Origin of the sequence: Jonesia denitrificans DSM 20603, assembly GCF_000024065.1 — a bacterium.
Lineage (GTDB): Bacteria > Actinomycetota > Actinomycetes > Actinomycetales > Cellulomonadaceae > Jonesia > Jonesia denitrificans.
The window spans coordinates 1,205,422-1,231,146 of the sequence record NC_013174.1; the positions used below are offsets into that span (position 1 = coordinate 1,205,422).

General features: G+C 57.0%; 25 protein-coding genes. 18 read left to right on the top strand and 7 right to left on the bottom strand.

The genetic code is table 11. From position 1 onward, the window contains the following. Positions 1-3 precede the first annotated feature (3 nt). The 8 genes from steA to JDEN_RS05700 all read left to right on the top strand — a co-directional run bounded on the left by steA (position 4) and on the right by JDEN_RS05700 (position 11,131). Positions 4-1,203, top strand: a complete 1,200-nt coding sequence (gene steA / locus JDEN_RS05665) for a putative cytokinetic ring protein SteA (protein WP_015771411.1) — start codon at positions 4-6, stop codon at positions 1,201-1,203. 54 nt (positions 1,204-1,257) lie between these two features. Continuing rightward, on the top strand, positions 1,258-2,271 hold the full coding sequence (locus tag JDEN_RS05670) for a copper transporter (protein ID WP_015771412.1): 1,014 nt from the start codon (positions 1,258-1,260) through the stop codon (positions 2,269-2,271). Next, the gene (locus JDEN_RS05675) at positions 2,271-3,173 is read left to right on the top strand and encodes a hypothetical protein (RefSeq protein WP_015771413.1); all 903 of its coding nucleotides are present in this window, start codon (positions 2,271-2,273) and stop codon (positions 3,171-3,173) included. The genes JDEN_RS05670 and JDEN_RS05675 overlap by 1 nt, the downstream gene beginning before the upstream one ends. Further along, positions 3,127-4,779, top strand: coding sequence for a murein biosynthesis integral membrane protein MurJ (gene murJ / locus JDEN_RS05680; RefSeq protein ID WP_143713252.1), 1,653 nt, complete (start codon positions 3,127-3,129; stop codon positions 4,777-4,779). The genes JDEN_RS05675 and murJ overlap by 47 nt, the downstream gene beginning before the upstream one ends. Further along, complete coding sequence (locus tag JDEN_RS05685; protein WP_015771415.1) at positions 4,776-5,849, top strand: glycosyltransferase family 4 protein; 1,074 nt, start codon at positions 4,776-4,778, stop codon at positions 5,847-5,849. The genes murJ and JDEN_RS05685 overlap by 4 nt, the downstream gene beginning before the upstream one ends. Before the next feature lie 87 nt (positions 5,850-5,936). Continuing rightward, positions 5,937-7,631 carry a CTP synthase gene (locus JDEN_RS05690; RefSeq protein WP_083775200.1) on the top strand — a complete coding sequence of 565 codons (1,695 nt, stop codon included), beginning with the start codon at positions 5,937-5,939 and terminating at the stop codon, positions 7,629-7,631. Beyond that, positions 7,624-8,301 carry an NUDIX domain-containing protein gene (locus JDEN_RS05695; protein WP_015771417.1) on the top strand — a complete coding sequence of 226 codons (678 nt, stop codon included), beginning with the start codon at positions 7,624-7,626 and terminating at the stop codon, positions 8,299-8,301. Before JDEN_RS05690 ends, JDEN_RS05695 begins: the two co-directional genes overlap by 8 nt. A 301-nt stretch (positions 8,302-8,602) precedes the next feature. Beyond that, positions 8,603-11,131, top strand: coding sequence for a glycoside hydrolase family 48 protein (locus JDEN_RS05700; RefSeq protein WP_015771418.1), 2,529 nt, complete (start codon positions 8,603-8,605; stop codon positions 11,129-11,131). A gap of 70 nt (positions 11,132-11,201) precedes the next feature. Here the strand turns inward: JDEN_RS05700 and JDEN_RS05705 are convergent, their stop codons facing one another. Genes JDEN_RS05705 through JDEN_RS05720 form a run of 4 tightly spaced genes read right to left on the bottom strand, consistent with a single transcriptional unit; the run spans position 11,202 to position 14,623 of the window. After that, positions 11,202-12,158, bottom strand: coding sequence for a COX15/CtaA family protein (locus JDEN_RS05705; protein WP_015771419.1), 957 nt, complete (start codon positions 12,156-12,158; stop codon positions 11,202-11,204). Positions 12,159-12,163: 5 nt separating this feature from the next. Next, complete coding sequence (locus tag JDEN_RS05710; protein ID WP_049754435.1) at positions 12,164-12,916, bottom strand: YczE/YyaS/YitT family protein; 753 nt, start codon at positions 12,914-12,916, stop codon at positions 12,164-12,166. Position 12,917: 1 nt separating this feature from the next. Next, positions 12,918-13,691, bottom strand: coding sequence for an ABC transporter permease (locus JDEN_RS05715; protein ID WP_015771421.1), 774 nt, complete (start codon positions 13,689-13,691; stop codon positions 12,918-12,920). Next, entirely contained in the window at positions 13,688-14,623 is a 936-nt protein-coding gene (locus JDEN_RS05720) for an ABC transporter ATP-binding protein (protein WP_015771422.1), read from the bottom strand. Before JDEN_RS05720 ends, JDEN_RS05715 begins: the two co-directional genes overlap by 4 nt. A gap of 189 nt (positions 14,624-14,812) precedes the next feature. Here JDEN_RS05720 and JDEN_RS05725 point away from each other — a divergent pair, with 189 nt between their 5' ends. The 8 genes from JDEN_RS05725 to JDEN_RS05760 all read left to right on the top strand — a co-directional run bounded on the left by JDEN_RS05725 (position 14,813) and on the right by JDEN_RS05760 (position 21,737). After that, on the top strand, positions 14,813-15,571 hold the full coding sequence (locus JDEN_RS05725; protein ID WP_015771423.1) for a helix-turn-helix transcriptional regulator: 759 nt from the start codon (positions 14,813-14,815) through the stop codon (positions 15,569-15,571). A gap of 52 nt (positions 15,572-15,623) precedes the next feature. Then, positions 15,624-17,069: a Fe-S cluster assembly protein SufB gene (gene sufB / locus JDEN_RS05730; RefSeq protein WP_015771424.1), complete on the top strand. Its 1,446-nt coding sequence runs from the start codon at positions 15,624-15,626 to the stop codon at positions 17,067-17,069. Beyond that, complete coding sequence (sufD, locus tag JDEN_RS05735) at positions 17,069-18,292, top strand: Fe-S cluster assembly protein SufD (protein ID WP_015771425.1); 1,224 nt, start codon at positions 17,069-17,071, stop codon at positions 18,290-18,292. The genes sufB and sufD overlap by 1 nt, the downstream gene beginning before the upstream one ends. Beyond that, a complete protein-coding gene (locus tag JDEN_RS05740) occupies positions 18,289-18,633 on the top strand; it encodes a non-heme iron oxygenase ferredoxin subunit (protein WP_015771426.1) in 345 nt (114 codons plus the stop codon). Before sufD ends, JDEN_RS05740 begins: the two co-directional genes overlap by 4 nt. An 11-nt stretch (positions 18,634-18,644) precedes the next feature. Beyond that, complete coding sequence (gene sufC / locus JDEN_RS05745; protein ID WP_015771427.1) at positions 18,645-19,406, top strand: Fe-S cluster assembly ATPase SufC; 762 nt, start codon at positions 18,645-18,647, stop codon at positions 19,404-19,406. Positions 19,407-19,511: 105 nt separating this feature from the next. After that, complete coding sequence (locus JDEN_RS05750) at positions 19,512-20,810, top strand: aminotransferase class V-fold PLP-dependent enzyme (RefSeq protein ID WP_015771428.1); 1,299 nt, start codon at positions 19,512-19,514, stop codon at positions 20,808-20,810. Between the two features lie 64 nt (positions 20,811-20,874). Next, positions 20,875-21,411, top strand: a complete 537-nt coding sequence (gene sufU / locus JDEN_RS05755) for a Fe-S cluster assembly sulfur transfer protein SufU (protein ID WP_015771429.1) — start codon at positions 20,875-20,877, stop codon at positions 21,409-21,411. Next, positions 21,408-21,737, top strand: a complete 330-nt coding sequence (locus JDEN_RS05760) for a metal-sulfur cluster assembly factor (protein ID WP_015771430.1) — start codon at positions 21,408-21,410, stop codon at positions 21,735-21,737. The genes sufU and JDEN_RS05760 overlap by 4 nt, the downstream gene beginning before the upstream one ends. 178 nt (positions 21,738-21,915) lie before the next feature. Here JDEN_RS05760 and JDEN_RS05765 read toward each other — a convergent pair whose 3' ends face one another. Beyond that, positions 21,916-22,491 carry a DUF6318 family protein gene (locus tag JDEN_RS05765; protein WP_143713254.1) on the bottom strand — a complete coding sequence of 192 codons (576 nt, stop codon included), beginning with the start codon at positions 22,489-22,491 and terminating at the stop codon, positions 21,916-21,918. A gap of 101 nt (positions 22,492-22,592) precedes the next feature. Further along, positions 22,593-23,210, bottom strand: coding sequence for a DUF6318 family protein (locus JDEN_RS13635; protein ID WP_015771432.1), 618 nt, complete (start codon positions 23,208-23,210; stop codon positions 22,593-22,595). A gap of 155 nt (positions 23,211-23,365) precedes the next feature. Here JDEN_RS13635 and JDEN_RS05780 point away from each other — a divergent pair, with 155 nt between their 5' ends. Next, positions 23,366-23,869: a MarR family winged helix-turn-helix transcriptional regulator gene (locus JDEN_RS05780; protein WP_015771433.1), complete on the top strand. Its 504-nt coding sequence runs from the start codon at positions 23,366-23,368 to the stop codon at positions 23,867-23,869. A gap of 5 nt (positions 23,870-23,874) precedes the next feature. Continuing rightward, positions 23,875-24,297: an organic hydroperoxide resistance protein gene (locus JDEN_RS05785; RefSeq protein WP_015771434.1), complete on the top strand. Its 423-nt coding sequence runs from the start codon at positions 23,875-23,877 to the stop codon at positions 24,295-24,297. Between the two features lie 91 nt (positions 24,298-24,388). Here the strand turns inward: JDEN_RS05785 and JDEN_RS05790 are convergent, their stop codons facing one another. Next, positions 24,389-25,555, bottom strand: a complete 1,167-nt coding sequence (locus JDEN_RS05790; RefSeq protein WP_015771435.1) for an NYN domain-containing protein — start codon at positions 25,553-25,555, stop codon at positions 24,389-24,391. Between the last annotated feature and the right edge of the window lie 170 nt (positions 25,556-25,725).

Below are 25,725 nucleotides of genomic sequence, written 5' to 3' on the forward strand. Positions count from 1 at the left end.
GCGATGAAACTCCTCAGGAAGAAGAAAAGCGAACAGGTTGCTCAGGATGGGCGTATCCAGGGCATCGCGAAAGTAGACCGCCGCACAAAGGATCTCACGAAGCGTCTTGATCCAGGTGACGTTGCTGTCATCAACCACACTGATATTGACCGTGTGGCTGCGGACTCACTGGTTGCTGCACGGCCGCGCGCTGTGCTCAATGCGGCGAAGTCGATTTCAGGGCGGTACCCGAACCTTGGGCCTGGGATTCTTGTGGACGCTGGAATCACACTCATTGATGACCTTGGACCTGACGTGATGACGATCAAGGAGGGGCGCACAGTCACCATTGATGGTGCGAGCGTGTACGTGGGCGACACGCTTATTGCTGAGGGGGAAGAGCAGTCGCACTCGTCGATCACCATGGCGTTAGAAGAGGCCCGTGAAGGTCTGTCTGTGCAGATGGAGTCGTTTGCGGCTAACACGATGGACTACTTGCGCAAGGAACGTGAGTTGTTGCTGGACGGGGTGGGCGTCCCGGATATTTCGACCTCCATTGAAGGTCGTCAGGTACTTATTGTGGTGAGGGGCTATCACTATAAAGAGGACCTGCACATGTTGCGCCCCTATATTAAAGAGTATCGTCCCGTCCTCATCGGGGTTGATGGAGGTGCGGACGCGATCCTTGAAGGTGGTTGGCAACCAGATCTCATTGTCGGTGACATGGATTCGGTATCGGACAAGGCGTTACGGTGCGGTGCTGAGATTGTGGTCCATGCATATCGCGATGGGCGTGCTCCTGGGACCGAACGCTTGAAAGATCTTGGTGTGGAGCATGTTGTGTTTCCGGCAACCGGTACCTCAGAGGACATTGCAATGCTCCTTGCAGACGATCTCGGGGCGGAACTTATTGTTGCGGTAGGTACACATGCAACGCTGGTGGAGTTCCTAGACAAGGGGCGTGCTGGTATGGCGTCAACTTTCCTCACCCGGTTGCGGGTGGGAGGAAAACTTGTGGATGCGAAAGGCGTGTCACGGTTGTACCGTCAACGGATCTCCAATTCGCAACTGGTGTTACTGGCAGTAGCAGGGTTGATCGCTGTCGCGGCTGCGCTTGCGTCAACTAATGTGGGTCAGGCGCTTTTTGGTTTGACCGGTGCACGGTTCGATGACTTTTTGTCGTGGTTCCAGTCGTTCCCGTTGTGGAGTTCTCCGCCATCCTAGCGTGGTGAGAGTTGTTGTCGGTGCCGTTTCGTCTTCGTTAGAAAGTGCTGTGTCGTGATTGACTTTAGATACCACCTCGTCTCGCTGATATCTGTATTCCTCGCTTTAGCGGTGGGCATTATTTTGGGTGCTGGTCCGTTGAAGGAGTCGATTTCTAATCAGCTCACTGGACAGGTGGAGCAACTGCGCCAGGAGAAGGATGACCTTCGGAGTGAAGCTGATGCGCTGGCACTACGTAATGACCGACTGAATGAGTACATTGACGCGGTGTCGCGGCGTACCGTCCACGATGTTCTCAGTGAACGTCGTGTCGCGATTATTCAGGTCTCTGACGTCTCTGACGCGTTGTATGAGGGGGTCGTGGAGCAGGTCGAGAGTTCTGGTGCGCAAGTAACATCGCGTGTTCGTGTGACAGATGCTTGGACGGCGGGCGATCAAGCAGATGCACGCCAATCGTATGCTTCGTCCCTCGTTGATTTCTTGCCTGAGGACCGGCGTGATGTGGCGTCAGATAAAGCTTTGGCGTCTGCGTTGGTGGTGGCTTTGACACAGGCGAACCCGGCAGACCCACAAGCAGTATCAGACGACGCGGCTCTTGCACTGGAAGTTCTTGAGGGTGCGGACTTAGTGGAGTTGGTGTCCTACACGTCGGTTCCAGCCGATGCAGTGATCATCCTCGACGCACGCTCTTATGACGGTGAGGTGCCAGACAACACCGAACAGTCGTTGTTGTATGCCAATATCGCTGAGGCTGCTGCTCACTTGTCGGAGGGTGTTGTTGTTGCAGCGTCGAATGTTGTTGACGGCGATGTGGTGTCGGTGATTCGCGAGGACTCGTCGTTGGTCAAGTTGGTGTCGACTGTGTCGGATACTGATTTGTCGTTTGGCCGGTTGAACACGCCATTGGCGCTTGCTGCTGCAATTGGCAATAAGGTGGGTCATTTTGGTTTTGAGTCGAGTGCTAATGCGTTAGTGCCCGCGGCGGTGACTCTTGATGCTCCTGTCCGAAGCGTAGCGAATGCTGAGGAAGACGCGCAGAACGCTGATGGTGATGAGGGGGAATCCTAATGGGGGTGGGACGGTTTTTTGCCGCTGGTGTTGTTGCCGGTGCTGTGACGGTAGCTTCCCGCGCCGCGTTTGGGTTGCTTCCCCAAGACCAAGGTCAGCGCTGGATTCGGACGAATCATCGTGGTGAACCGATTTCTTTGTACGAAGGTCCAGCTGTTGCTGCGGGTGTGGTAGCGGGCACTCTCGCCGCAGGTGCATTAGCTCAAGACCGCGCTATTAGTCGTGGAAGTGTTGCCACCGCAGTTGCCGTGACGTCAGCGGCGACGTTCGGACTCATTGATGATCTCTGTGAAGATACGTCACAACGCTCAAAAGGGCTGCGGGGGCATCTAGGTGCGCTCAGTCGAGGGCACCTCACCACTGGTGGTCTTAAAGTGCTGGGTATTGGGGCTGGCGCGGCGGGTGCTGCTGCGATAATCGGGGCTGGTCAGCGTCCAGTGGGCGATTGGGTGATTGACACGGCCTTAATCGCTGGTAGCGCTAATCTTGTGAATTTGTTGGATTTGCGTCCGGGGCGGGCGCTGAAGACATCGAGCGGTGGGGCGCTCATCGGATTGTTGACTCACCAGGATCCGAGTCTGGGCGCTGTTGCTGGGGCTGCCGGGGCCGCGTGGCCAGGTGACCTTGATGAACGTGACATGCTTGGCGATTGTGGTGCCAATGCGTTGGGGGCAGCGTTGGGCGCATCGCTTGCTGCTCATGGTTCACGTGGGGCGCGCGTGGTTGCCACCGCAGTGATCATTGGTTTGACTGTGGCAAGTGAACGTGTGAGTTTTTCTCGCGTGATTGAGAGCACTCCGTGGCTTCAGCGCGTTGACCTGTGGGGGCGACGCGCAGCAAGTAGTGCGTCGTCGAGTGAGTGTGCGCCTGGTGATGGCGTCCCCGCTGCCCGTGAAGGGTGATTTCCGCTCCCGCCTGAGTACCCTTGCGGGGGCTGCTGTTCTGATTTCTGCCGTGACGTTAGCGTCGCGCGTCTTGGGGTTTGGCCGGTGGATTGCTCAAGCGTCCTGGGTGGGGACGGGGGGAGTGGCCGAAGCCTATGCTGCAGCCAACCTCCTTCCTAATGTGCTTTTCGAAGTTGTTGCGGGGGGCGCGTTAGCAAGTGCTGTGATTCCGCTGTTAACAGGCGCAGTTTCTCAGGATCGTCAAGACAAGGTTCGTGACTCTGCGTCGGCGTTGATGACGTGGACCTTGATTGTGTTAGTTCCACTGGCACTTGTTGTTGTTGTGGGGGCGCGTCCGATCCTGTCGGTGGCCTCTGGGCTCGTGGGCACGGAGTGGGAAGACACGGCAGTCTTTTTTCTTCGTGCTTTCGCGGCGCAAATTCCGTTGTATGGGGTAGGGATTGTTGCGGGAGGTGTGCTTCAGGCACATCGCCGGTTTTTTTGGCCAGCATTTGCTCCGCTGGTGTCGTCCCTGGTTGTCATGGTTGTGTACTTTGCGTTTGATCGGCTAGCGCAGGGCAGTCACACAGATCCGCTTGCGTTGTCGACGTTGTCGCTGGGGGTGCTGGCGTGGGGGACAACTGCTGGGGTGGCTGCGATGGCACTGACAATGGTGGCCCCCATGTTGGCGTTGGGTATCTGGCCTCGGTTGCGGGTGTCGTTTCCTGATGGTCAGGCGGCGCGGGCGCGTTCTCTTGCGGGCGCCGGGTTGGGCGCTCTTGTTGCCCAGCAAGTAACCACCGTGGTGGTGATGAGGCTTGCGACCACTGTGGGTGACCCGACGTCACTGAACGTATTTCAGTATGGTCAGGCCGTGTATTTTTTGCCGTATGCGGTTCTCGTCGTGCCGCTGGCAACTAGTGCGTTCCCGCGATTGTCTGCGCTTGCCCAGAGTGGTGATGATGTGGGATTGGGGTTACTCGTCTCGTCAACATCGCGTCTTGTTGTGGTGATTTGTGGGGTAGGGGCAGCGGTGTTAGTGGCGGCGAGTTGGGCGGTCGAGGTGTTCTTCGAATCGTTTACTCGTGGTGGTGTTCCTGGAATGGGAGCCTTGTTACTCAGTCTTGCACCGAGCGTGCTTGGTCTTGCCGCTATTTATCATCTGTCTCGTGTGTTGTATGCCCGTGATAACGGGCGTGCTGCGGTGATCGCGACTGCGTCTGGGTGGGCATTGGTGTCGTTGTGCATGATCGCGGGGGTGATGCTGCTTCCCGAGGCCCGCACAGCAGCACAGTTTCTCGTGATTGTGGGCCTGTCACACACTCTTGGTTTGACTATCGCCGCTGTGCTTCTTGTTGTTGCTGTGATCCGTGATTGTGGGCGCCGCGCACTCAGTGGTGTTGGGCGTTCTGTAGCGGCTTCTGGGGTGGGGGCAGTGGTCGGTGGGATAGCTGGGCGGTCTTTGAGCAGCGTGTTGTTGGAGCCTGGTGCATCAACGTGGATGGCGGTGGGTGTCGGGGCGCTTGGTGCTTCGGTGGCGTTGGTGTGTGTCCTTGTGAGTGTGGCTGTCATTGATCGTGGTGATGTGCGTCGGTTGATTCGAGGGCGGGGGAGGGTGTTGTGAGAGTTGTTCAGGTGTTTGGTTCCAGTGCGGGTGGAGTTGCCCGTCACGTTTTTCAGGCGGCTCAAGAACTAGCGTCTCGTGGTCACGATGTGGTGATTGCTGGCGGTTCTGCGCACACGATCCCTACGGGTGTGCGGCATGTTGATGTCGTGATAGCTGACCGGCCAAGGCCAGCTGATGTGGGGGCGATTCGTGCCCTGCGCGCGGTGGGACGTGGCGCTGATGTGGTGCATGCGCATGGGTTGCGTGCGGGCGCGTTGGCAGGGCTGGCTTTAGTGGGGGTGAACACCCCATTGGTGGTGACGTTGCACAATAAACCTGTGGGGTCGTGGCGTGTGCGGTGGGTGTCTCGAGTCCTTGAGTGGGTGGTTGCCCGCTCTGCACGTGCCGTCCTTGGTGTGTCAGGTGATCTGGTTGATCGGATGCGTGAGCGTGGGGCTCGTCAGGTGGAGCGTGCATTGGTGCCTGCGCCTGCGATGGTGGTGACAGTGCCTGATGGTGCGCGTGATCGGGTGCGCGCTCAGATAAGAGCTCAGTGGCAGGTGGGCCCTGAGGAGGCATTGTTGGTGACGGTGGCGCGGTTGGCTCCGCAAAAGGGTTTGGACACGCTTGTTGATGTGGCTGGCGCGCTGGTTCAGGCGGGCGTGCGTTTTCGGTGGGTTGTTGTGGGTGATGGCCCGTTACGTGATCGGGTAAGTGAGCGGGTGCTGGAGTTGGGTGTGCCGGTTGTGTTGGCGGGGCGGCGGGATAATGTCGCGGAGTTTCTCGTTTCTGCGGATGTTGTGGTGCAAACCCCGGTGTGGGAGGGGCAACCAATCGCTGTGCAAGAGGCGCTCAGTGTGGGAGTTGCTTTGGTGTCTACAGATGCGGGTGGAACACGTGAGGTCACGGGAGATGCTGCAGTGCTCGTTCCTGTGGGGGATGTGACTGCTCTTGCCCGTGAAGTGGCGGGGTTGGTGGCTTCTCCGGCGCGGGTCGCTGAACTTGTTGAGGCGTCCACGATGCAGTATGCGACGTTGCCGACAGTTGAGATGGTGGGCGATCAGTTGGAACGCACGTATTGCGCTTGACGTCTGCTGTGATGGAGGTTGATTGGTGCGGCGCGCGGCGAGGTCGTGAACATCACCTCGTGTGCCCATGGGGTGAACGTACGGTCGCTGATAGAGTTGAATTCCGTGGTGAATGACGCAAACTCAGCCCTGGCCCCTACTTCTTCGACGCCGGCGCACGTAACCCGGCATATTTTTGTGACCGGAGGTGTGGCGTCTTCTCTTGGTAAGGGATTGACTGCTTCAAGCCTTGGTCGTGTGTTGCGGTCGCGCGGTGTGCGCGTGACAATGCAGAAATTGGACCCGTATCTCAACGTGGATCCTGGCACGATGAATCCGTTCCAACACGGTGAAGTGTTTGTCACCGAGGATGGTGCAGAAACTGACCTGGACATTGGTCACTATGAACGCTTCTTGGATGTCAACCTTGATGCTGTCGCGAACGTGACGACGGGGCAGATTTATTCGTCGGTGATTGCTAAGGAACGGCGCGGCGAGTACTTGGGTGACACCGTCCAGGTGATCCCGCACATCACCAATGCTATTAAAGAGCGGATGAGAGCTCAGGCCAGTGACGATGTTGATGTCATCATCACAGAGATCGGCGGCACTGTGGGGGACATCGAGTCGCAACCATTTTTGGAATCCGCGCGTCAGGTCCGCCACGAATTAGGGCGGGACAACTGTTTCTTCGTTCACGTCTCCTTGGTGCCTTACATTGGCCCCTCAGGTGAACTGAAAACTAAACCTACACAGCATTCCGTTGCTGCGTTGCGGTCGATTGGTATCCAACCAGACGCGATCGTGTTGCGTACTGACCGCGACATCCCCACGTCTGTGAAAGACAAGATCGCGTTGATGTGCGACGTGGACAACGAAGCAGTTGTGACGTGCCAAGATGCCCCTTCCATTTATGACATCCCACGGGTGATCCACGCCGAAGGGCTCGACTCCTATGTGGTCCGCAGGCTTGGATTGGACGCTGGAGAGGTGGACTGGGAGCAGTGGGACGGGTTGCTGCGTCGGGTTCACCATCCTGTGCACCAGGTCGAGGTCGCTCTCGTGGGTAAGTACATTGATTTACCTGACGCCTATTTGTCTGTGACGGAAGCCTTGCGCGCTGGCGGATTCGCTCATGATGCGAAAGTCGCTATCCGTTGGGTTGCGTCAGACATGTGCGACACCCCGGAGGGGGCTAAGGACGCGCTCGCAGGCGTTGATGCGGTGCTTGTTCCTGGTGGGTTTGGTGTGCGCGGCATTGAGGGCAAGATTGGTGCGTTGCAGTGGGCGCGTGAAAACGCAATCCCCACACTGGGTATTTGCTTAGGTATGCAGTCCATGGTGATGGAGTATGCGCGTCACGTTCTTGGCCTTGAGGGTGCCTCGTCATCGGAGTTTGATCCGCAGACACCCCACCCCGTGATCGCCACGATCAAAGAGCAAGAAGAGTTTGTTGATGGGGCTGGGGACCTTGGTGGCACAATGCGGTTAGGTGCATATCCGGCTGTGCTCCGTGAAGGATCTGTCCTTGCTCAGACATACGGGGCAACGGAGGTGTCTGAACGTCACCGTCACCGGTATGAGGTCAATAATGCGTACCGGGAACAGTTGGAAGCTGCAGGGCTACACATGTCAGGGACGTCCCCTGACGGACAACTTGTTGAGTTTGTTGAGTTGCCACGCGATGTGCACCCCTACTATGTGTCAACGCAGGCACACCCGGAGTTTAAGTCGCGCCCAACCAACGCTCACCCGTTGTTTTCCGGGCTGATTGCAGCAGCGTTGGAGCAACAACATGCCTGACACCTATGTGCCGATGACGCCCGTGGCTGACGTTCAGGAGGCTCGCCCGGTCACGCAGCGAGAGGTCCTTGTTGAAGGCCGAGTGTTCGATCTCGTGCGAGACATAGTGGATCTAGGCTCAGCTGGTGTGGTGACCCGCGATTATGTGGATCACCCTGGGGCAGTGGCGATCATCGCGCTCAATGACCGTGATGAGGTGTTGTTGTTGCGCCAGTATCGGCACCCAGTGCGTTCATTTTTGTGGGAACCACCAGCTGGTTTGCTTGATGTGGCAGGTGAAGACGCGGCGCAGGCAGCTGCCCGAGAACTGTATGAGGAAGCTGATCTACGAGCGACCTCGTGGGCTGTACTCGCAGACTACTTCACAACCCCTGGGGGAAATAATGAAGCGCTCCGTGTGTTTCTTGCCCGCAACCTCACCGAGGTTCCCCATGCAGAACAGCATGAACGCGTTGATGAAGAGGTAGGGATGGAACGCGCCTGGGTTCCACTAGATGAGGCTGTGTCTCTTGTCTTAGCGGGCGACCTGCACAACCCTTCAGCTGTGGTGGGGATCCTTGCAGCACAAGCAGCACGGGCAACCGGGTGGGCATCCCTGCGGCCCGTTGACACTCCCTGGCCACAAAGGCGGAGCAGGCCAGCGTCCCTGGAGCCTTTGGCGCATCAGTAAGCGCACCAACCTTGGGGTGGGGAAGTGCCAGAATGACACCCCACCTCCCTCGAGCCGTAAACCGGAATAACACTCACCAAAAGTGGGGGTAGACCAGCAGGTCTACCCCCACTTTGCTGTGCCCCACGAGAGCGCGACCACAGGAAGGACAACCACCTGGTACCAGCACACGCTGGGAGAACGCTGGTGAAACTTCGAGGAAAAACTTGTCCTAAACGGTTAAGCCGTCGAAGCGCATCAATAAACGCTGGCAAGGTGGCGTCACCGCAACGGTGCGGTACTCCAACAGGAAGGTACTCTGATGGCTAGAACGACACAGCGCAGAACACCGTGGGCGTGGCTCGCGGCTATCGGCGCATCGTCGCTTCTCGCAGGGTTCGCCATACAACCTGCGACCGCGACGACAACCACACCACCCGTGCGCGACACCGTGGTGACACAAGACGCGCTCACTGAGTATGACCAGCGATTCCTCGAACTGTATGAGGACATTCACAACCCCGACAACGGCTACTTCAGCCCCCAAGGGATCCCCTACCACGCTGTGGAAACGCTCATGGTCGAGGCACCCGACTATGGGCACGAAACAACCTCAGAAGCATACAGCTTCTGGATCTGGCTTGAAGCAGTCTACGGGCGTGTCACAGGGGACTGGGAACCCCTCAACCACGCGTGGGAAACCATGGAAACCTACATGATCCCACAATCCGAAGATCAACCCACCAACTCCTTCTACAACCCCAACTCACCGGCTACCTACGCCGCCGAGTACAACCACCCATCCCAATACCCCAGCGAACTCAACTCTGGGGTGTCCTCAGGCCGTGACCCAATTGGCGCCGAACTCCGCCAAACCTACGGAACCTCAGACATCTACGGGATGCACTGGCTCGCTGATGTCGACAACATCTACGGATACGGGGCAGCCCCAGGACCAGGCTGCACACTTGGGCCAGACTACGAAGGTGTCTCCTACATCAACACCTTCCAACGTGGACCTCAAGAATCCGTGTGGGAAACCATTCCACAACCCAGCTGTGAAGAATTCGAGTTCGGTGGACCAAACGGGTACCTAGACCTGTTCACCAAAGACTCCAACTACGCCAAACAGTGGAAGTACACCAACGCGCCAGACGCAGATGCCCGCGCCATCGACGGAATCTACTGGGCCAAAAAGTGGGCCGAAGAACAAGGCAAAGGCAACGAGATTGCTGCCACCGTTGACAAAGCGTCCAAAATGGGTGACTACCTGCGCTACGCCATGTTTGATAAGTACTTCAAAGAAGTAGGGTGTAACTCCCCATCATGTACCGCAGCCCAAAACCGCGAATCCGCGCACTACCTGCTCTCCTGGTATTACGCCTGGGGCGGTGCAACCGACTCCAACGCCGGATGGGCATGGCGCATTGGCTCCTCCCACGCACACTTTGGCTACCAAAACCCAATGGCCGCATGGGTTCTGTCCACAGACGCCGACCTCATCCCACAATCACCCACTGCGCAAGACGACTGGGCGAAATCCATGGACCGCCAACTCGAATTTTACCAATGGCTCCAATCAGCCGACGGTGGAATCGCTGGTGGGGCAACAAACTCATGGGATGGCGCCTACGCAGCCAAACCAGCAGGCACCCCAACCTTCTACGGAATGGGATACACCGAAGCACCCGTTTACCACGACCCACCCTCAAACGAGTGGTTCGGCATGCAAGTATGGTCACTCGAACGAGTCGCCCAACTCCTGCACGAAACAGACGACCCACGAGCCAAAAAAATCCTCGACAAGTGGGTTCCTTGGGCACTAGAAAACACCAACTTCACCGATGACGAGAACTGGTCCATTCCATCCAACCTCGCATGGTCCGGGAAACCAGACACCTGGAATCCCAGTAACCCGGGAAATAACGCTGGCCTCACCGTCACCGTCTCCGGCCACGGCCAAGACGTCGGAGTCGCAGCAGCCTACGCACGCACCCTCATGTACTACGCCGCAGCCACCGGAGACGACGCAGCACAAGAAGGCGCACGCAAACTCCTTGACTACATGTGGGAATACCACCGAGACGACATCGGTGTCTCAACCACCGAAAAACGAGGCGATTACAAACGCTTTGACGACGTCTACACCGCAGGCGGTGACGGAACCTACGTGCCACCAGGGTGGAGCGGCACCATGCCCAACGGTGACGTCATCGAACCAGGAGTATCATTCCTCGACATCCGTTCGTTCTACCTCGACGACCCAGACTGGCCCAAAGTCCAGGCCTACCTTGACGGTGGAGAAGAACCAGAATTTAACTACCACCGATTCTGGGCACAAACCGCGATCGCTACAGCGCTCGCAGACTACGAGCACTTGTTCAATGACGCAGATCCTGATCCTGAGCCAACGGACCCGGACCCAGAGCCCACTGATCCTACTGATCCGGACCCTGACCCAACCGACCCGGACCCAGAACCCACCGATCCTACCGATCCGGACCCAGAACCCACTGACCCAACCGACCCAGGTGAAGGTGGCACATGCGATGTCACTTACACCACCAACGACTGGAACAGTGGTTTCACCGCAACAGTGAAGATCACGAACACCTCCACCCAACCCATTAACGGCTGGAGCCTGGCGTTCACCTTCCCTGCCGGTCAACAGATCACCAACCTGTGGTCCGCAACCAACACATCAACAGGTTCCACAGCAACCATCACCAACGCTGCCTGGAACCCCACCATTAACGCAGGACAAACCGTGGAGTTCGGCTTCAACGGAACCCACAACGGGAACAACCCCGCACCCACCAGCTTCACACTGAACGGCGCAACCTGTTCCTAACCGCATGACCAACACTCGTGGCGGGGTCAGGAGCGCATGTGCTCCTGACCCCGCCACGAGTACGTCGGCGTCACGACTGTAGGTGAGCGCCTACCCGAGTGGCGCGAAGTGTCGTGAAGAGCAGCCCCCAGCGAACCGTCACAACGGTTAGGATCCCCGCCAGGAGCATGTGCGTCGCAACCGCGGCAATGGGCAAACCGTTAAAGGTTTGAAAGTAACCGACTAGCCCTTGAAGTGCAGTGACAACAACAACCCACAGCCATGCGCGCCGTTGAGTTGGCGTGACCACTGCCCGGTATCGAGAGACTCCGTATCCAGTCACTGCTAACACCGCGACGAAGACCCAGACACTCATGGCATGGATACGTGCCATCGTCATCGGATCAACTGCGAAGCGATACCCGATCTCGGCGTCACCTGAGTGGGGGCCAGCCCCTGTAGTAATGACACCAAGAACAACGACCGGGATCAACGCGACAAGTGCGCAACGTACCGCAATAATGAGCCAGCGGGGCACCCCAGCAATCCCCGGCCGTGGTGTGTCACTGACATAGAACTGGACGAGTGCGCTCAACCCAATAATGATGACGGACACAATAAAATGAGACCCAACAATCGCCGGGTGAAGGTCTACAAGAACAGTGATGCCGCCAAGGACCGCTTGAAGAGCAGTCCCAATGAGTGGTGCCCAAGCAAGTGTGCGCACAAAACGAGTGCGGGTGGGATCAAAAGCCACCGAAAGGACCAGGAGGATAGCGACAACCGCAAGAACACCGGTGAGAGTCCGGTTCCCAAACTCGATAAACGGGTGAAAACTGGTCGCTTCATGGAACTGCGGGGTGAACTGGCCGGGTTCACACATCGGCCAGGTCGAACAGCCCAATCCAGACCCAGTGAGCCGAACCAGCCCACCAGTGAGAACAATGCCGACCTGAACAACGATGTTTGCAATCGCAATAGGGTGAGCCCACCGGTGTAACCGCCAGGTGCGGGGACGCACAGTGGTGTCGTTGGGAGACGAAGACATGCTGGTCACTCCTTGACAGAGATTGGGCGAGGTGAAGCAGCGGGCATGGGTGGAACATCCCTGTGTAACCAGGGCATGGCGACACGGTCAATGAAGAACTGAACTAAAGGCCCTGTGCCGAGCGCCATGATGAGCGTTCCTGCCCCAACAATTGCAGGTACGTGCCCACCGGAAAGGTAGAACGTAGTTCCTCCGATGAGGACCGCGAGAGTGTCAGTCATGATCCGGCAGGTACGAAAAGACAGTCGGCCTCCGGTGGCATCAGAGATGATGCGGGCAAGCGCATCGTAGGGGCCTACACCGAGTTGGGCGGTCATATACAGCGCTACACCAAGGCAGGCAAGGAGTACGGCAATACCGAGCGTGACAACACGTACCCACATTAGGGTGTAGTCCGGCATGATCGGCACATCGCTGAGAATGTAGAGCACAATGAGTACAGCGGTGGAGATGTATCCGACAAGCACCATGTTGAACAGCGACCCCAGACCGATGTGCCGACGGTCAGTGATCAGGACAACGCCGAGTAGCCCAATGTTGAAGACAACTTGATAGAAAGCAAACTCCCAGCCGATCAGCGATGACACCCCAACATTCATCGTGGTGAACGGATCGGTGCCAAGGGCTGCCTGCCGGAATAGCCCGACTGCCACACCAATGAGGAAAACCCCGAGGAGCATAGCGCCAATCCGACGTCGACTAAATGGGTATCGACGCGTTGCGGTCGGCGGTGGCACAGAATCCGGGACAGCGGTCACATCAACTCCATTGGAAAAGTCGGCGGGCGCCCCAACCCAGAGCTGCGCTCCAGGCAAGTAACACCACAAGAGAAAGCGGAGGAATCGCCCCGTCATTGAACGCCCCGCGAAGGGCTTCACCCAAAGCCCCGGAGGGCAACAGCAACGCAATAGGCTGGAGCACCCCGGGAAGTTGGGAAGCCGGTGCAAGGACAGCACCACCAATGAGGAGAACGACTAGAAGGATGTTGGCCAAAGCAATGACTGCCTCAGCGCGGACGGTCCCCGCCAGTAGTTGGGCCAAAGCAGTGAACGCTGCGACACCAAGTATGGCGACCGGGAGAGCAAGAAGTATCCCGGTCAGAGACGGACGCCAACCAAGGAAGTAGGCCACAACTGTAATGAGTATCAGTTGGACAGCCGCAATGAGGAGTACGCCAAGGATTTTCCCCATGAGAAGCCCTGATTGGCCCAGGGGAGTGGTGGCAAGGAACCGCAGCACACCGTTACGGCGGTCGAATGCTGTGGCGATGGCTTGAGAGGTGAGTGCCGAACTCATGATAGCCAAGGTCATCACGCCAGGGGTTGCGAACTCAATGGCGTGAAGCCCCTGGGTGTTGAGGTCAATGACCTGGGTCGTGGCGAGCAAGATGAGCAGGCCCAAAGGCAGCAGGATCGTCACCATGAGTTGTTCACCGTTGCGCACAATTGCGCCGAGTTCAAATCGGGCTTGAGCCCATACGCGTGCTGGTGCTGGAGCAGCGTGGGTGGTGCCGGTGGGAAGTGGTGTGGTCATCTGAGGTGACGTCCTGTGATGTCGAGGAACACATCTTCAAGTGTTCGTTTGCCCAGCGTGGTTGAGGTGAGGGTGACACCGCGGTCAGCACACCATTGCGCGAGTGCGGCAAGTGTCTGTGCTGATGCACCCTGAGAAATAGTCCATGTTGCGGGGAGCGTGGGGTGCGGGCGAGCTGTGATCTGCGTATCCGCGTGGAGCACGGTGGTGTCGAGCGGGGTTGCTGTGGTGAACGTGATTGTTGATGCGTCGTGGGCGGTGAGTTGGGTGGGGCTGCCCTGGGCGATCACTGTTCCATGATCCATAATGACTACGTGGTCAGAGAGTGCTTCTGCTTCATCCATGAGGTGTGTGGTCAGGAGTACGGAGGTGCCTTGTTCGCGTAGGGCGCGGATCAAGTCCCACACCGCATGCCGAGATTGCGGGTCAAGCCCGGCGCTTGGTTCGTCGAGGAAGACAAGCTGTGGGCGACCAAGGAGCGCGGCAGCTAATGCGATGCGTTGACGCTGCCCACCAGAGAGGCGCCGCACAGATGTGGTGAAGAACGAGGCAAGGCCAAGGCGTTCGACGAGGTCGTGAACCGGCCAAGGGTCCGCGTAAAAACGAGAAACATGGGTGAGGAGAGTGTGCCCGTTTACCGAGGTAGGTAAACCTCCATCTTGAAGCATCACACCGACTTGTTCGCGCAGGACGCTGCGATCCTCACGCGGGCGCAGGCCAAGGACTCGAATATCACCGTGGTCAGGTGTTCGTAGTCCTTCGCACATTTCAATCGTTGTTGTTTTACCGGCACCGTTTGGGCCCAGAACTGCAGTGACGTGCCCACGTTGAGCCATCAGTGTCAGGTCATTGACAACGGGGGAGCCGTTGTACCTTTTTGTCACCCGGTGGAGTTCGAGCGCTGGGGCGGAGTCGTCGTGGTGTCGGGGCACGCCCTTGAGTCTAGGGTGGTTTCCTGAAGATGTCTGGTCTCTGACCCAAGCGATGGGGCCGAAGGTGTCGGATATCACCGTGTGAGGAGGGGGTAGGTGAGGTATGCCTTCCTTGTCAAACCTCAATTAGGGAACAAAGATGTTGCTTAATGTTGTTGTAGTCGGAGACACGGAAGAGGTGACAAACGCATGACGGACCAATCCCCACGCGGTGACACGCCTGGACCTTCGCGCTCCAGCATCAACAATCACGGGACGCCACCTATGGCAGTGGCCGGTGACGAAGAAACCACCAGAGAACGAGTTCTTCAACTCATCGTGTCCGATGGGCCTATCAACGCTGCCACCCTTTCCCGCATGTTAGGACTGACCGCAGCCGGGATCCGCCGACACCTTGCGCACCTAGAAGATGACGGCATGATCGCCGTCCACACTGACGCCCCCACACAACGCACCCGTGGACGCCCCTCACGCCGGTACGTGGCAACAGACAAAGCCCACGTCCAACTCAAAGGTGGCTACCAAGGGATCGCCAACGACGCCCTGAAATTTCTTGAACACATCGCAGGGGAGGAAGCAGTCGAACAATTTGCTGCTAGTCGCCTTGCACACTATGAAGAACGGTACGCCGAAGTTCTCACCGCAACCGACCCACGGGAACGGGTAGAACAACTCGCGCAAGCCCTCACCAACGACGGATTCGCTGCCAGTGTGCGACCCGTCAACGGTGTCCCTATGCTGCAACTGTGTCAGGGTCACTGCCCTGTCCAGCACGTCGCAGAACAATTCCCGCAACTGTGTGAAGCAGAATCCCGAGCGTTCTCGCGGCTCTTGGGAGTTCACACACAGCGGCTCGTGACCCTTGCCGGGGGCGGTCACGTGTGCACCACCAACATCCCGGTCATCATCCCGCGAGACACTGACCGCCCGCAGGCAACCCGTCAGTGACTCACCAGGCGAGAACCGAACCGTCCGTGCAACGGAACGTGGAAGGAAACTAATGAGCGCCCCCACGCAGGAACCGAATGCTACCGCGCCCATGAGCGACGACGACATCATCGCGTCGATCGGCTCATACGAATACGGCTGGCACGACGCAGACCTCGCCGGGCAAAACGCCCAGCGTGGCCTCAGTGAAGACGTCGTGCGCCGCATCTCCGGTATGAAAAATGAACCCGAATGGATGCTGAAGCAGCGGTTGAAGGCGCTGCGACTCTTTGACAAGAAACCGATGCCGAACTGGGGTTCAGATCTCTCCGGGATCGACTTTGACAACATCAAGTACTTTGTCCGTTCCACCGAAAAACAAGCAACAACGTGGGACGAACTTCCCGAAGAAATCAAAAACACCTATGACCGTCTCGGAATCCCCGAAGCGGAAAAGCAACGCCTCGTTGCCGGTGTAGCAGCGCAGTACGAATCAGAGGTCGTCTACCACCAAATCCGTGAAGACCTTGAAGAACAAGGTGTCATCTTTGTTGACACCGACACGGGGTTGCGTGAGTACCCAGAAGTCTTTGAACAGTACTTCGGATCAGTGATCCCCGCCGGGGACAACAAATTCGCTGCATTGAACACCGCAGTATGGTCCGGTGGATCCTTTGTGTACGTACCTCCAGGAGTGCACGTAGAAATCCCACTTCAGGCCTACTTCCGTATCAACACCGAGAACATGGGCCAGTTCGAACGCACCCTCATCATTGCGGACGAGGGCTCCTATGTGCACTACGTTGAGGGCTGCACCGCGCCTATTTATAAGACTGATTCCCTGCACTCAGCGGTCGTGGAAATCATTGTCAAAAAGAACGCACGTGTGCGGTACACAACCATCCAAAACTGGTCGAACAACGTGTACAACCTTGTCACCAAGCGGGCAACAGCTGCTGAAGGTGCCACCATGGAATGGGTCGACGGAAACATCGGGTCTAAAGTGACCATGAAATACCCGGCAATCTATCTCATGGGTGAGCATGCACGAGGTGAAACTCTCTCCATTGCGTTCGCTGGTGAAGGCCAACACCAAGACGCCGGCGCAAAAATGGTGCACGCAGCCCCACGCACCTCATCATCCATTGTGTCCAAATCAGTAGCCCGTGGGGGTGGACGAACCTCCTACCGAGGGCTAGTCCAAGTGCTCGAAGGTGCAGAACACTCGGCCTCAAACGTACTGTGTGACGCACTGCTTGTTGACCAAATTTCCCGGTCCGACACATACCCCTACGTGGACGTGCGTGAAGACGACGTCACTATGGGACACGAAGCGACCGTGTCACGCGTCAGCGAAGACCAACTGTTCTACCTCATGTCTCGCGGCATGGAAGAAACCGAGGCAATGGCCATGATCGTACGAGGGTTCGTGGAACCTATCGCACGTGAACTGCCCATGGAGTACGCGCTTGAACTGAACCGCCTCATTGAACTTCAAATGGAAGGATCTGTTGGCTGATGACCAGCACAGTTGACAACACCGAAGGTCTGACAACGGACCATTCCCAAGCCACAGCTGACGGGGCACACAGCCACGGCTTAGCAGGCGGTGTCCAAGGATCACGAGCTGACCGGCTTACCTCATTCTCCCTCACCGACATCCCTGTTCCCCTGGGACGTGAAGAAGAGTGGCGGTTCTCCCCGGTCGCTCGCCTGCAACCACTGTTCAGTGACACCCTCGGCAACGGGGTCACCGTCACCGTCGATGCAGCCCCACACGTGACCGTTGAAACCGTCGGGCGTGACGATGCGCGTCTCGGCAAAGCTGGAACCCCCGGTGACCGGACCGCTGTGACGGCATGGAACGCATGGACTAACGCAACTGTTGTCACCATCCCACGTGAGGTAGTCGCCGAAGCAGCGACGCACATCGCTGTGAGCGGGAAAGCAGACGAAACAGGTGCAGCCCACGTACTCATCCACGCGTTGCCACTGTCAGAATCTGTCGTTGTCCTAGACCACACAGGCGATGCGCTCCTGACCGAAACAGTAGAGATCGTGGCTGAAGACGACTCCCAGGTCACTGTTGTGTCCGTCCAAGACTGGAACGAAGGAGCCGTCCACGCGTCAGCGCAACGCATCACCCTGGGACGGAACGCCCGAGTGAAACACGTCGTTGTCACCTTTGGTGGCGACGTGGTCAGAGTGACACCTGACGCAGTGTTCACCGCAGAAGGCGGTGAAGTGGACATGGTTGGTCTGTACTTCGCAGATGCAGAGCAACACCAAGAACACCGCCTCTTCGTGGACCACGCAGTGCCACGCTGCAAGTCTCGAGTCACCTACAAGGGGGCTTTACAAGGTGACGGGGCACACGCAGTGTGGGTGGGTGACGTCCTCATCCGTGCCAATGCGGAAGGCACTGACACCTACGAACTCAACCGGAACCTGGTTCTTACTGATGGGGCGCGCGCCGACTCAGTGCCGAACCTTGAGATTGAGACAGGGGAGATCGAAGGGGCGGGACACGCTAGTGCCACCGGACGCTTTGACGATGAACAGTTGTTCTACCTCCAAGCACGTGGCATCCCAGAAGCGGATGCTCGCCGCCTTGTTGTGCGTGGGTTCTTCGCAGAGCTCATCCAAGACATTGGGGTCGCAGACGTTGAAGAACGACTGATCGCCAAAATCGACGAAGAACTCGACAAATCAATGAGCGTGATCACCGGAGCCTCAGCATGAGTGCACAAGTGGCGTGCAAAGTATCAGACGTGCCTCCCGGCACAGCGCTACGCGTCGAACTTGATACAGCCTCCGGGCAAGAAGTTGCTGTCGCTGTCGTGTGCGACGACGACGGCACACTGCACGCCATTTTTGACGAGTGCTCCCACGGTGCCGTCCCACTATCGGATGGTGAAGTTGAAGGGTGCCTCATTGAATGCTGGCTCCACGGGTCGCAGTTTGACCTGCGAACCGGGATGCCCTGCCAATTGCCCGCATCACGCCCAGTCCCTGTCTACCCCGTGAGCGTTACCGGCGACGACGTCCTTGTGGACGTGGACGCCCCCAAGCCTGTGAACTAGGAGAACCAGTCATGTCAACGTTGGAAATCAAAGACCTGCACGTCAGCGTCGAAACAAAAGAAGGACCAAAGCCCATTCTTCGTGGGGTTGACCTCACCATTAACTCTGGTGAAACCCACGCCATCATGGGCCCCAACGGGTCAGGGAAATCCACCCTTGCCTACTCTATTGCCGGGCACCCGAAGTACGACATCACCAGTGGTGAGGTTTACCTTGACGGTGAAAACGTCCTGGAAATGTCCGTTGATGAGCGTGCCCGTGCGGGCCTGTTCCTCGCCATGCAGTACCCCGTTGAGGTTCCCGGTGTTTCCGTGGCGAACTTCCTCCGCACCGCAAAAACAGCGATCGACGGACAAGCACCAGCACTGCGTCACTGGGTCAAAGAAGTCAACGGTGCCATGGACAACCTCCGCATGGACAAATCGTTCGCGGAACGCTCAGTGAACGAAGGGTTCTCCGGTGGTGAAAAGAAACGTCACGAGATCCTCCAACTTGAGCTCCTCAAACCAAAAATCGCGATTCTTGACGAGACAGACTCTGGTTTGGACGTCGACGCGTTACGTGTGGTCTCTGAAGGCGTGAACCGGGCAAAAGAAACAACCGGCGCCGGGTTCCTGCTCATCACGCACTACACCCGCATCTTGCGTTACATCAAACCTGATTTTGTGCACGTGTTCGTCAACGGACGTGTCGCAGAAGAAGGTGGCCCAGAGCTCGCCGAACGCCTCGAAGCAGAAGGTTACGACCGCTTCCTCAGCGCAGCAACCGCGTAAGTTCTACACAACCGGTGCCGATGCCCACCGCAGCCGCAACAACTGTGGGGTGGGCATCGGCAATCAGGTGCCGCGGCATGCGCCGCGCACAACGAAGGAGGCCCCGTGGACACCACAACACCACGTTCGTTCACGCCAGCAGAACTCAGTGCGATTCGCGCAGATTTCCCGCTACTCACCCGCACTGTGCGCGATGGGAAACCGCTGGTGTACTTGGACTCTGCGGCGACCTCACAAAAACCTGACCCAGTGCTTGACACCGAACAAGACTTCTATCTGCACCGTAACGCTGCTGTGCACCGCGGCGCACACCATGTTGCGGAAGAAGCAACGGACGCGTTTGAAGGCGCCCGTGCCCACATTGCACAGTTCGTGGGCGCAGACACTGACGAACTGATCTGGACCTCCGGTGCCACCACGGCGATCAACATTGTTGCGTACGGAATCCAGAACGCAACCCTAGGACGCGGGGGAGCGGCAGCCCAACGGTTCGCAATCCAGCCCGGGGACACCATTGTGGTCACCGAAACCGAACATCACGCGAACCTCATCCCATGGCAAGAACTTGCCCACCGGACCGGAGCAACCCTCCACTGGATTTCCGTGGACGACAACGGCCGGCTGCGCACCGAAGAACTAGCGACTGTCGTCACTGAACGCACAAAAATCCTTGCGTTCACTCACGCATCAAACGTCACCGGTGCCATCACTGACGTTGCCGCGTTCGTTGCACGAGCCCGCGAAGTGGGGGCGTTAACTGTTCTTGACGCATGCCAGTCGGTGCCACACCTGCCCGTGAACTTCCATGAACTTGGTGTGGACTTCGCAGCATTCTCAGGACACAAAATGCTAGGCCCAACCGGGGTTGGCATGCTGTACGGGCGTCGAGAGCTTCTCGAAGCGCTCCCACCTGTTCTTTTTGGTGGATCCATGGTGGAAGTCGTTACCATGACTGACACCACTTTCATGCCGCCACCACAACGTTTCGAAGCTGGTACTCAACCCGTTGCGCAGGCTGTTGCACTGGGGGCTGCCGCACAATACCTCCATGAAATTGGGATGGACCGGGTATACGCCCACGAACAAGAACTTGCTCGCCAACTGCTGACGGTATCTGAGGTCCCTGGGGTGACCGTAATCGGCCCCACCGACACACACAACCGCCTCGCAGTGGTGTCATTCACCGTCGACGGTGTCCATGCCCACGATGTCGGACAAATCCTTGACGATGCGGGAATCGCCGTGCGGGTCGGTCACCACTGTGCGCAACCACTACACCGACGGTTTGGTATCGCATCAACATCGCGCGCATCGGCTTCCATTTACACGACAACCGATGAGATCACCACATTCGTGGAATCATTGGCAACCGTTCAAGCGTTCTTCGGAGTATCAACGCACTGACACCGCACGCACTTTGGGCACACCACTGTCGCACACACGGAAGGTTCAACCATTGAGTAACTCGATGGAACAGCTCTACCAGCAGGTCATCCTTGACCATTACAAAAACCCGCACGGTAAAGGTCTCGCTGATGCCGACCCAACCGCGCTCAGCGGGTTGTCCCACCAAGTGAACCCTACCTGTGGTGATGAAGTCACGATGCGTGTCCACTTCAGTGGCGACGGGGGTGAACGAACCGTCCAGTCTGTGACCTGGGACGGGCAAGGGTGCTCTATCTCTCAAGCGTCGATCTCTGTCCTTGTGCAACTTGTCCAGGGGCAGCGGGTCGCCGACGTCGAACATGTTGCTGAGGTGTTTCGTGAACTCATGGACACGCGAGGTAAGGGGTTCCCGGTGGACGACGCCTCAGCTGAAGACAAAGAAGACCTCCTCGGTGACGCTAATGCGTTCACCGGGGTATCCAAATTCCCTGCTCGTATTAAGTGTGCGTTGTTGGGGTGGTCGGCACTCAAAGACACCCTCGCATCGACCGGAGCGAGCGCAGAAGCACACGAACAGGGCATCAACCACTGTTCACAACCATCCAAGGAGACGCCATGACCAGTGACACAAGTGCACCAGTCAGTGTGGCAGACATCGAAGAAGCCCTTCGCGATGTGATTGACCCCGAGTTGGGCATCAACATTGTTGACCTTGGGCTTATTTACGGTGTGGTCATTGAACCCGACGGAACAGTGGTCATTGACATGACGCTGACGTCTGCTGCCTGCCCATTGACCGATGTCATCGAAGACCAGTCCGCTCAAGCGCTTGAAGGGCTCGCTGAGGCCTTCCGCATCAACTGGGTATGGATGCCACCATGGGGCCCAGAGTGCATCACCCCAGATGGGCGTGAACAACTGCGTGCTCTTGGTTTCAACGTGTAACGAGACACAGACGAACAAAAAGCCTCAGGGATGTAGCCACACGGCTACATCCCTGAGGCTTTTGTGGGATCGTAGCCTTGCTGCATGCGGGGTCATAAAACGTCAGTAAAAACCTGTAGATAGTAGAGTGGCAGTCAAGAATGTTGACAGTGAGACAAGTTTTACATCGATCAAAAAGCTAATTTTGAAAAAATAGTCTCTCAAATTTCCACCCTCCATTTTTGTAATAAACGTAGATTTGCACGTCTGCGGTCTCGGTTTCGCCAATAATTTTTTTCCCGTGTTGTTCGTGTGAGCCTTTAAGGGTGATTGTTCCTTCAATGACCCATATCCCATGCTTATGTTCAATGCTTGGTTGTTCATTGAAAGTAAATGACATAGTTAGGCGCTTCACCTGCGTTTTTCTGTCATTCTTTATTGACTCGACGACGTTCGAGCAGAAAATGCAAGTATCTGTCGAAAAATCTTCCATCAAGATTTCGTCTCCCATGAGCACCGCGTAGGCGCTTGCATCAAGGAAGTATTCGGCAGCGGCGAGGGCTCCTTCTTCGTTGTTGTTCGCCATGGCGGCTGGTTTTTCTGGTGGGCCGCTTGGCACTGTGGGGTCTGAGGTTGGTGTTTCTGTGGGATTTAGGGAAGAATCTGCGGGTGTTTCCGTTGCGATGGAAGGTGTGCTAGATGCGGGGGTGGCTGGGGTTTCTGAAGAACAGGAAAGCAACGAAAACACTGCCAGAACAGTGATCGCTGCAACCATGGTGCGATTATTTCGGTGACTCATCATGCCCTTTAAATCGGCGTGTTTTGGGGTAATAGTGTTGCTATTAGCTGCGAACGGTGCGTGTTATGGTGGAATGGCTATTGTTCATTAGAGAGTGTTAGATTGTCGAAGCTCCAATTTCCGTTTTTGTTGAAGAGGAAAAGTGTTCCATCCCAAGTTTGGGGTTTTCCACTGATGTTTTTTCCATCGCTCTCTTGATGGGCTCCTTGGAATGTTACAGGTGCTTCTATAATCCAGGCATTATCTCTGTCTGTCACTTTTGTTTCTCCAGTAATTGAGAAGTTCACCAATGTTCTTGTTCGACCATTTTGTTTGTCAACCTCTATTTCGTTGAGAAGTGTATCGCAAAAGGTGCAGTGTGCTGCCGCAAATTCTTTCATCAGGCGTTCGTCTCCCATGAGTAATGCGTAGGCGCTTGCATCAAGGAAGTATTCGGCAGCGGCGAGGGCTCCTTCTTCGTCGTTGTTCGCCATGGCGGCTGGTTTTTCTGGTGGGCCGCTTGGCGCTGTGGGGTCAGAGGTTGGTGTTTCTGTGGGTTCGGGTTGGGGTTCTGGTGTTGTGTCAGGTGTCGTTGTGGTTGAGGGGGGTGGGGGTGTGGGGTCAGTGTTTGTTGTGCAGGCAGTTAGTCCGAGGGTGGCAAAGAGAGCGATGCTGGTGAGGGTGGCGGGGATTCTTTTTTGGCGCATGGGTTCCATGAGAACTCACAGTCACGATCAGCGGTGATGGGGAATCCTCTCCTGTGGACGCGCATGATGTTGGCGGTGAAGGAGCTACACGTTTCCCGTGTGGCACACGGCACACGGCGCCACGTAAGTTTGCATGCAAATAGTTTGTATGCCAATCTATTGACATGGTTGAACGCTCGACACCGCCAAACCCGGACCCTCGCATCGGGAAACGGCCACCGTTGGACTCAGCGGTATGTTTCTCCTTGTATTCGTCGCTCCAGGCGACGTTGCAGTTGTACCGGGACCTTCTTGCACCCTGGGGTCTGACCTATCAGCAACTGTTAGTGCTGGTCGTTCTGTGGGAACAGGGGAGTGTCACCCCGAGTGAACTTGCCCAGGCGCTGCACCTGGATCGCAGTACAGTCTCCGGTTTGTTAAAGCGTATGGAACGTGACGGACTGCTTGTTCGCGAACGTCACGCAGACAATCAGCGGTCCGTTCATGTTGCGTTGACTGAGTATGCCAGTGGCTTACGCAACGAATTGGCTGACATCTTCACCTGTGTTGCTGAGGCCATGAAACTCTCAGAACACGATGCGCACGACCTTGTCACTGCATTACACGCTCTGCGGTCAGCGGTGCGAGCGCAGCCAACCACAACCGATGTTCCATCAACTGAAGGATGACCACGATGAATGTTCTCTACACAACAGAAGCGCTCGCCACGGGCGGCGGCCGTGATGGACACGTTGCTGTTGCAGGCACAGATCTCGCGTTTGACTTGGCGGTGCCCACATCAATGGGTGGGTCAGGTAACGGGGCTAACCCAGAACAACTCTTCGCGGCAGGGTTCGCGGCGTGCTTTCATTCGGCTCTGCAACTCGTTGCGCGCCAGCGCAAGGTGTCAGTTGATGGGTCCTCAGTTGCTGGTCGGGTGTCCATTGGGGCAACTGACGGTGGAGGGTTTGGGCTCGCTGTAGAACTCGAGGTGTCATTGCCTGGTGTGGACAAAGAGGTGGCGCAAGAAATAGCTGAGGAAGCTCACCAGGTGTGCCCCTACTCCAACGCTACACGCGGCAACATTGACGTCACTGTGACGGTCGGCAACAACTGACGGTGTGCTGCTGAACACAGTTCAGCGACTTTCGTGCGGGTGGGCTCCACAGCATCAAGGTGTTGTGGGGCCCACCGGTGTGAAGAAGGGGTCAGTGAATGCGGTCGATTTCGTCCCAGAAAGACCCACGCAAGGTGCGACGCACAGATTGGAGGTTGGTGTCCTCCACCCCAATGGCCGCGGCACAGTCCTTGAGAAGAACGGCGTCAATAAAGGCTGGTAGCTGCGGGCGGTCACCAAACACTTCAGCAAGCTCGCCTTGTGTGGTGTTTGCGTACCAGTTGCGGGCCACTTTCGCGCCCACTTCCTCTGCGGTGATCAGCAGTGAATGGTGGTGAGCGTTGTCTCCATCTCCTTCACCGGTTGTGGATGAGGAATACACGATTGTTGCAGGGGAATGAGTCGTCACGACATCAGGTGTTGCCCCTCCTGCTGGCTGTGGACGTTTATGCGCGGGAACAGGGGCAGCCAAACGCGCGGCCAACAGTGCAGGTGAAGGTGGGCCACCTGACGGTTTGACTGCCGTGTGTTCTTCTTCGTGCCCGACGGCGCGAACCCCGGCCCGCGCAGTGTCGTGCTCCGCATTCAGCAACGCGGTATGAGTCGTTCCGCCAGCTTCCCCCGTGCTGTTCTCTACCTGGGCGTGGTCTTTTCCTCGTGACATGACGCCAGGTTCCCCGGCTTCAGCAGCGCTCGAAGTCACCCCCACAGTTTTCGTAAAGGCAGTAGCAAGCAGATCATCAGAGAGCCGCTCAATCGCATCAACTGCAAACGCCAAGTTATCAGCCACAGAAGCCAAACCGATTCGAGAGGATTTATCATCTATTCCTAAAAGAACAACCCGCATTCCCAAACTTTGTGCTTCCTCAACTGCTTCAGTGAGGTCGTCATCCCCAGAAATCAAATAGGCGACAGAAGCCGCACCAGTTCGAGCTAAACCCACTAAGTCTAAGGCGAGCCGTAAATCAACGCCTTTTTGCTCCCCGTAGTAATTGACTCGCCCAAGACGAACTTTCACGCCAGGGATCATAGCGATGCGTTTGTGCTCGTCAGTGAGTAGGCCGTCTCTGGAGGCGTCATACCAGTAGGTACGAAGATTCTCCACACCACTATGCGCACGGGTAGTATGCGTAATCCCGCGAATCAGGGTGGAATACTGTAGTTTCACAGCATGACGGTAACTCGTTGCCGCTGTTCGTTGAGCACCCACTGAGTGTAAGAATCCGGCATCAACAAATATTGCGCTTTGTTTATTCATAGTGTGATCCTATGCCTGCGGTACAACGCCACCAAACGGTAGCGTGAAGAAAGTGTGGATGAACTGAACGGTTCTTTCCCACCTACCACCAAGCACAACTGGACGATGCCACGTACCCTAGTGTCCAGGCGCCCAACCGCGCTGACCAGGAACGCCACCTACAAGGAGAC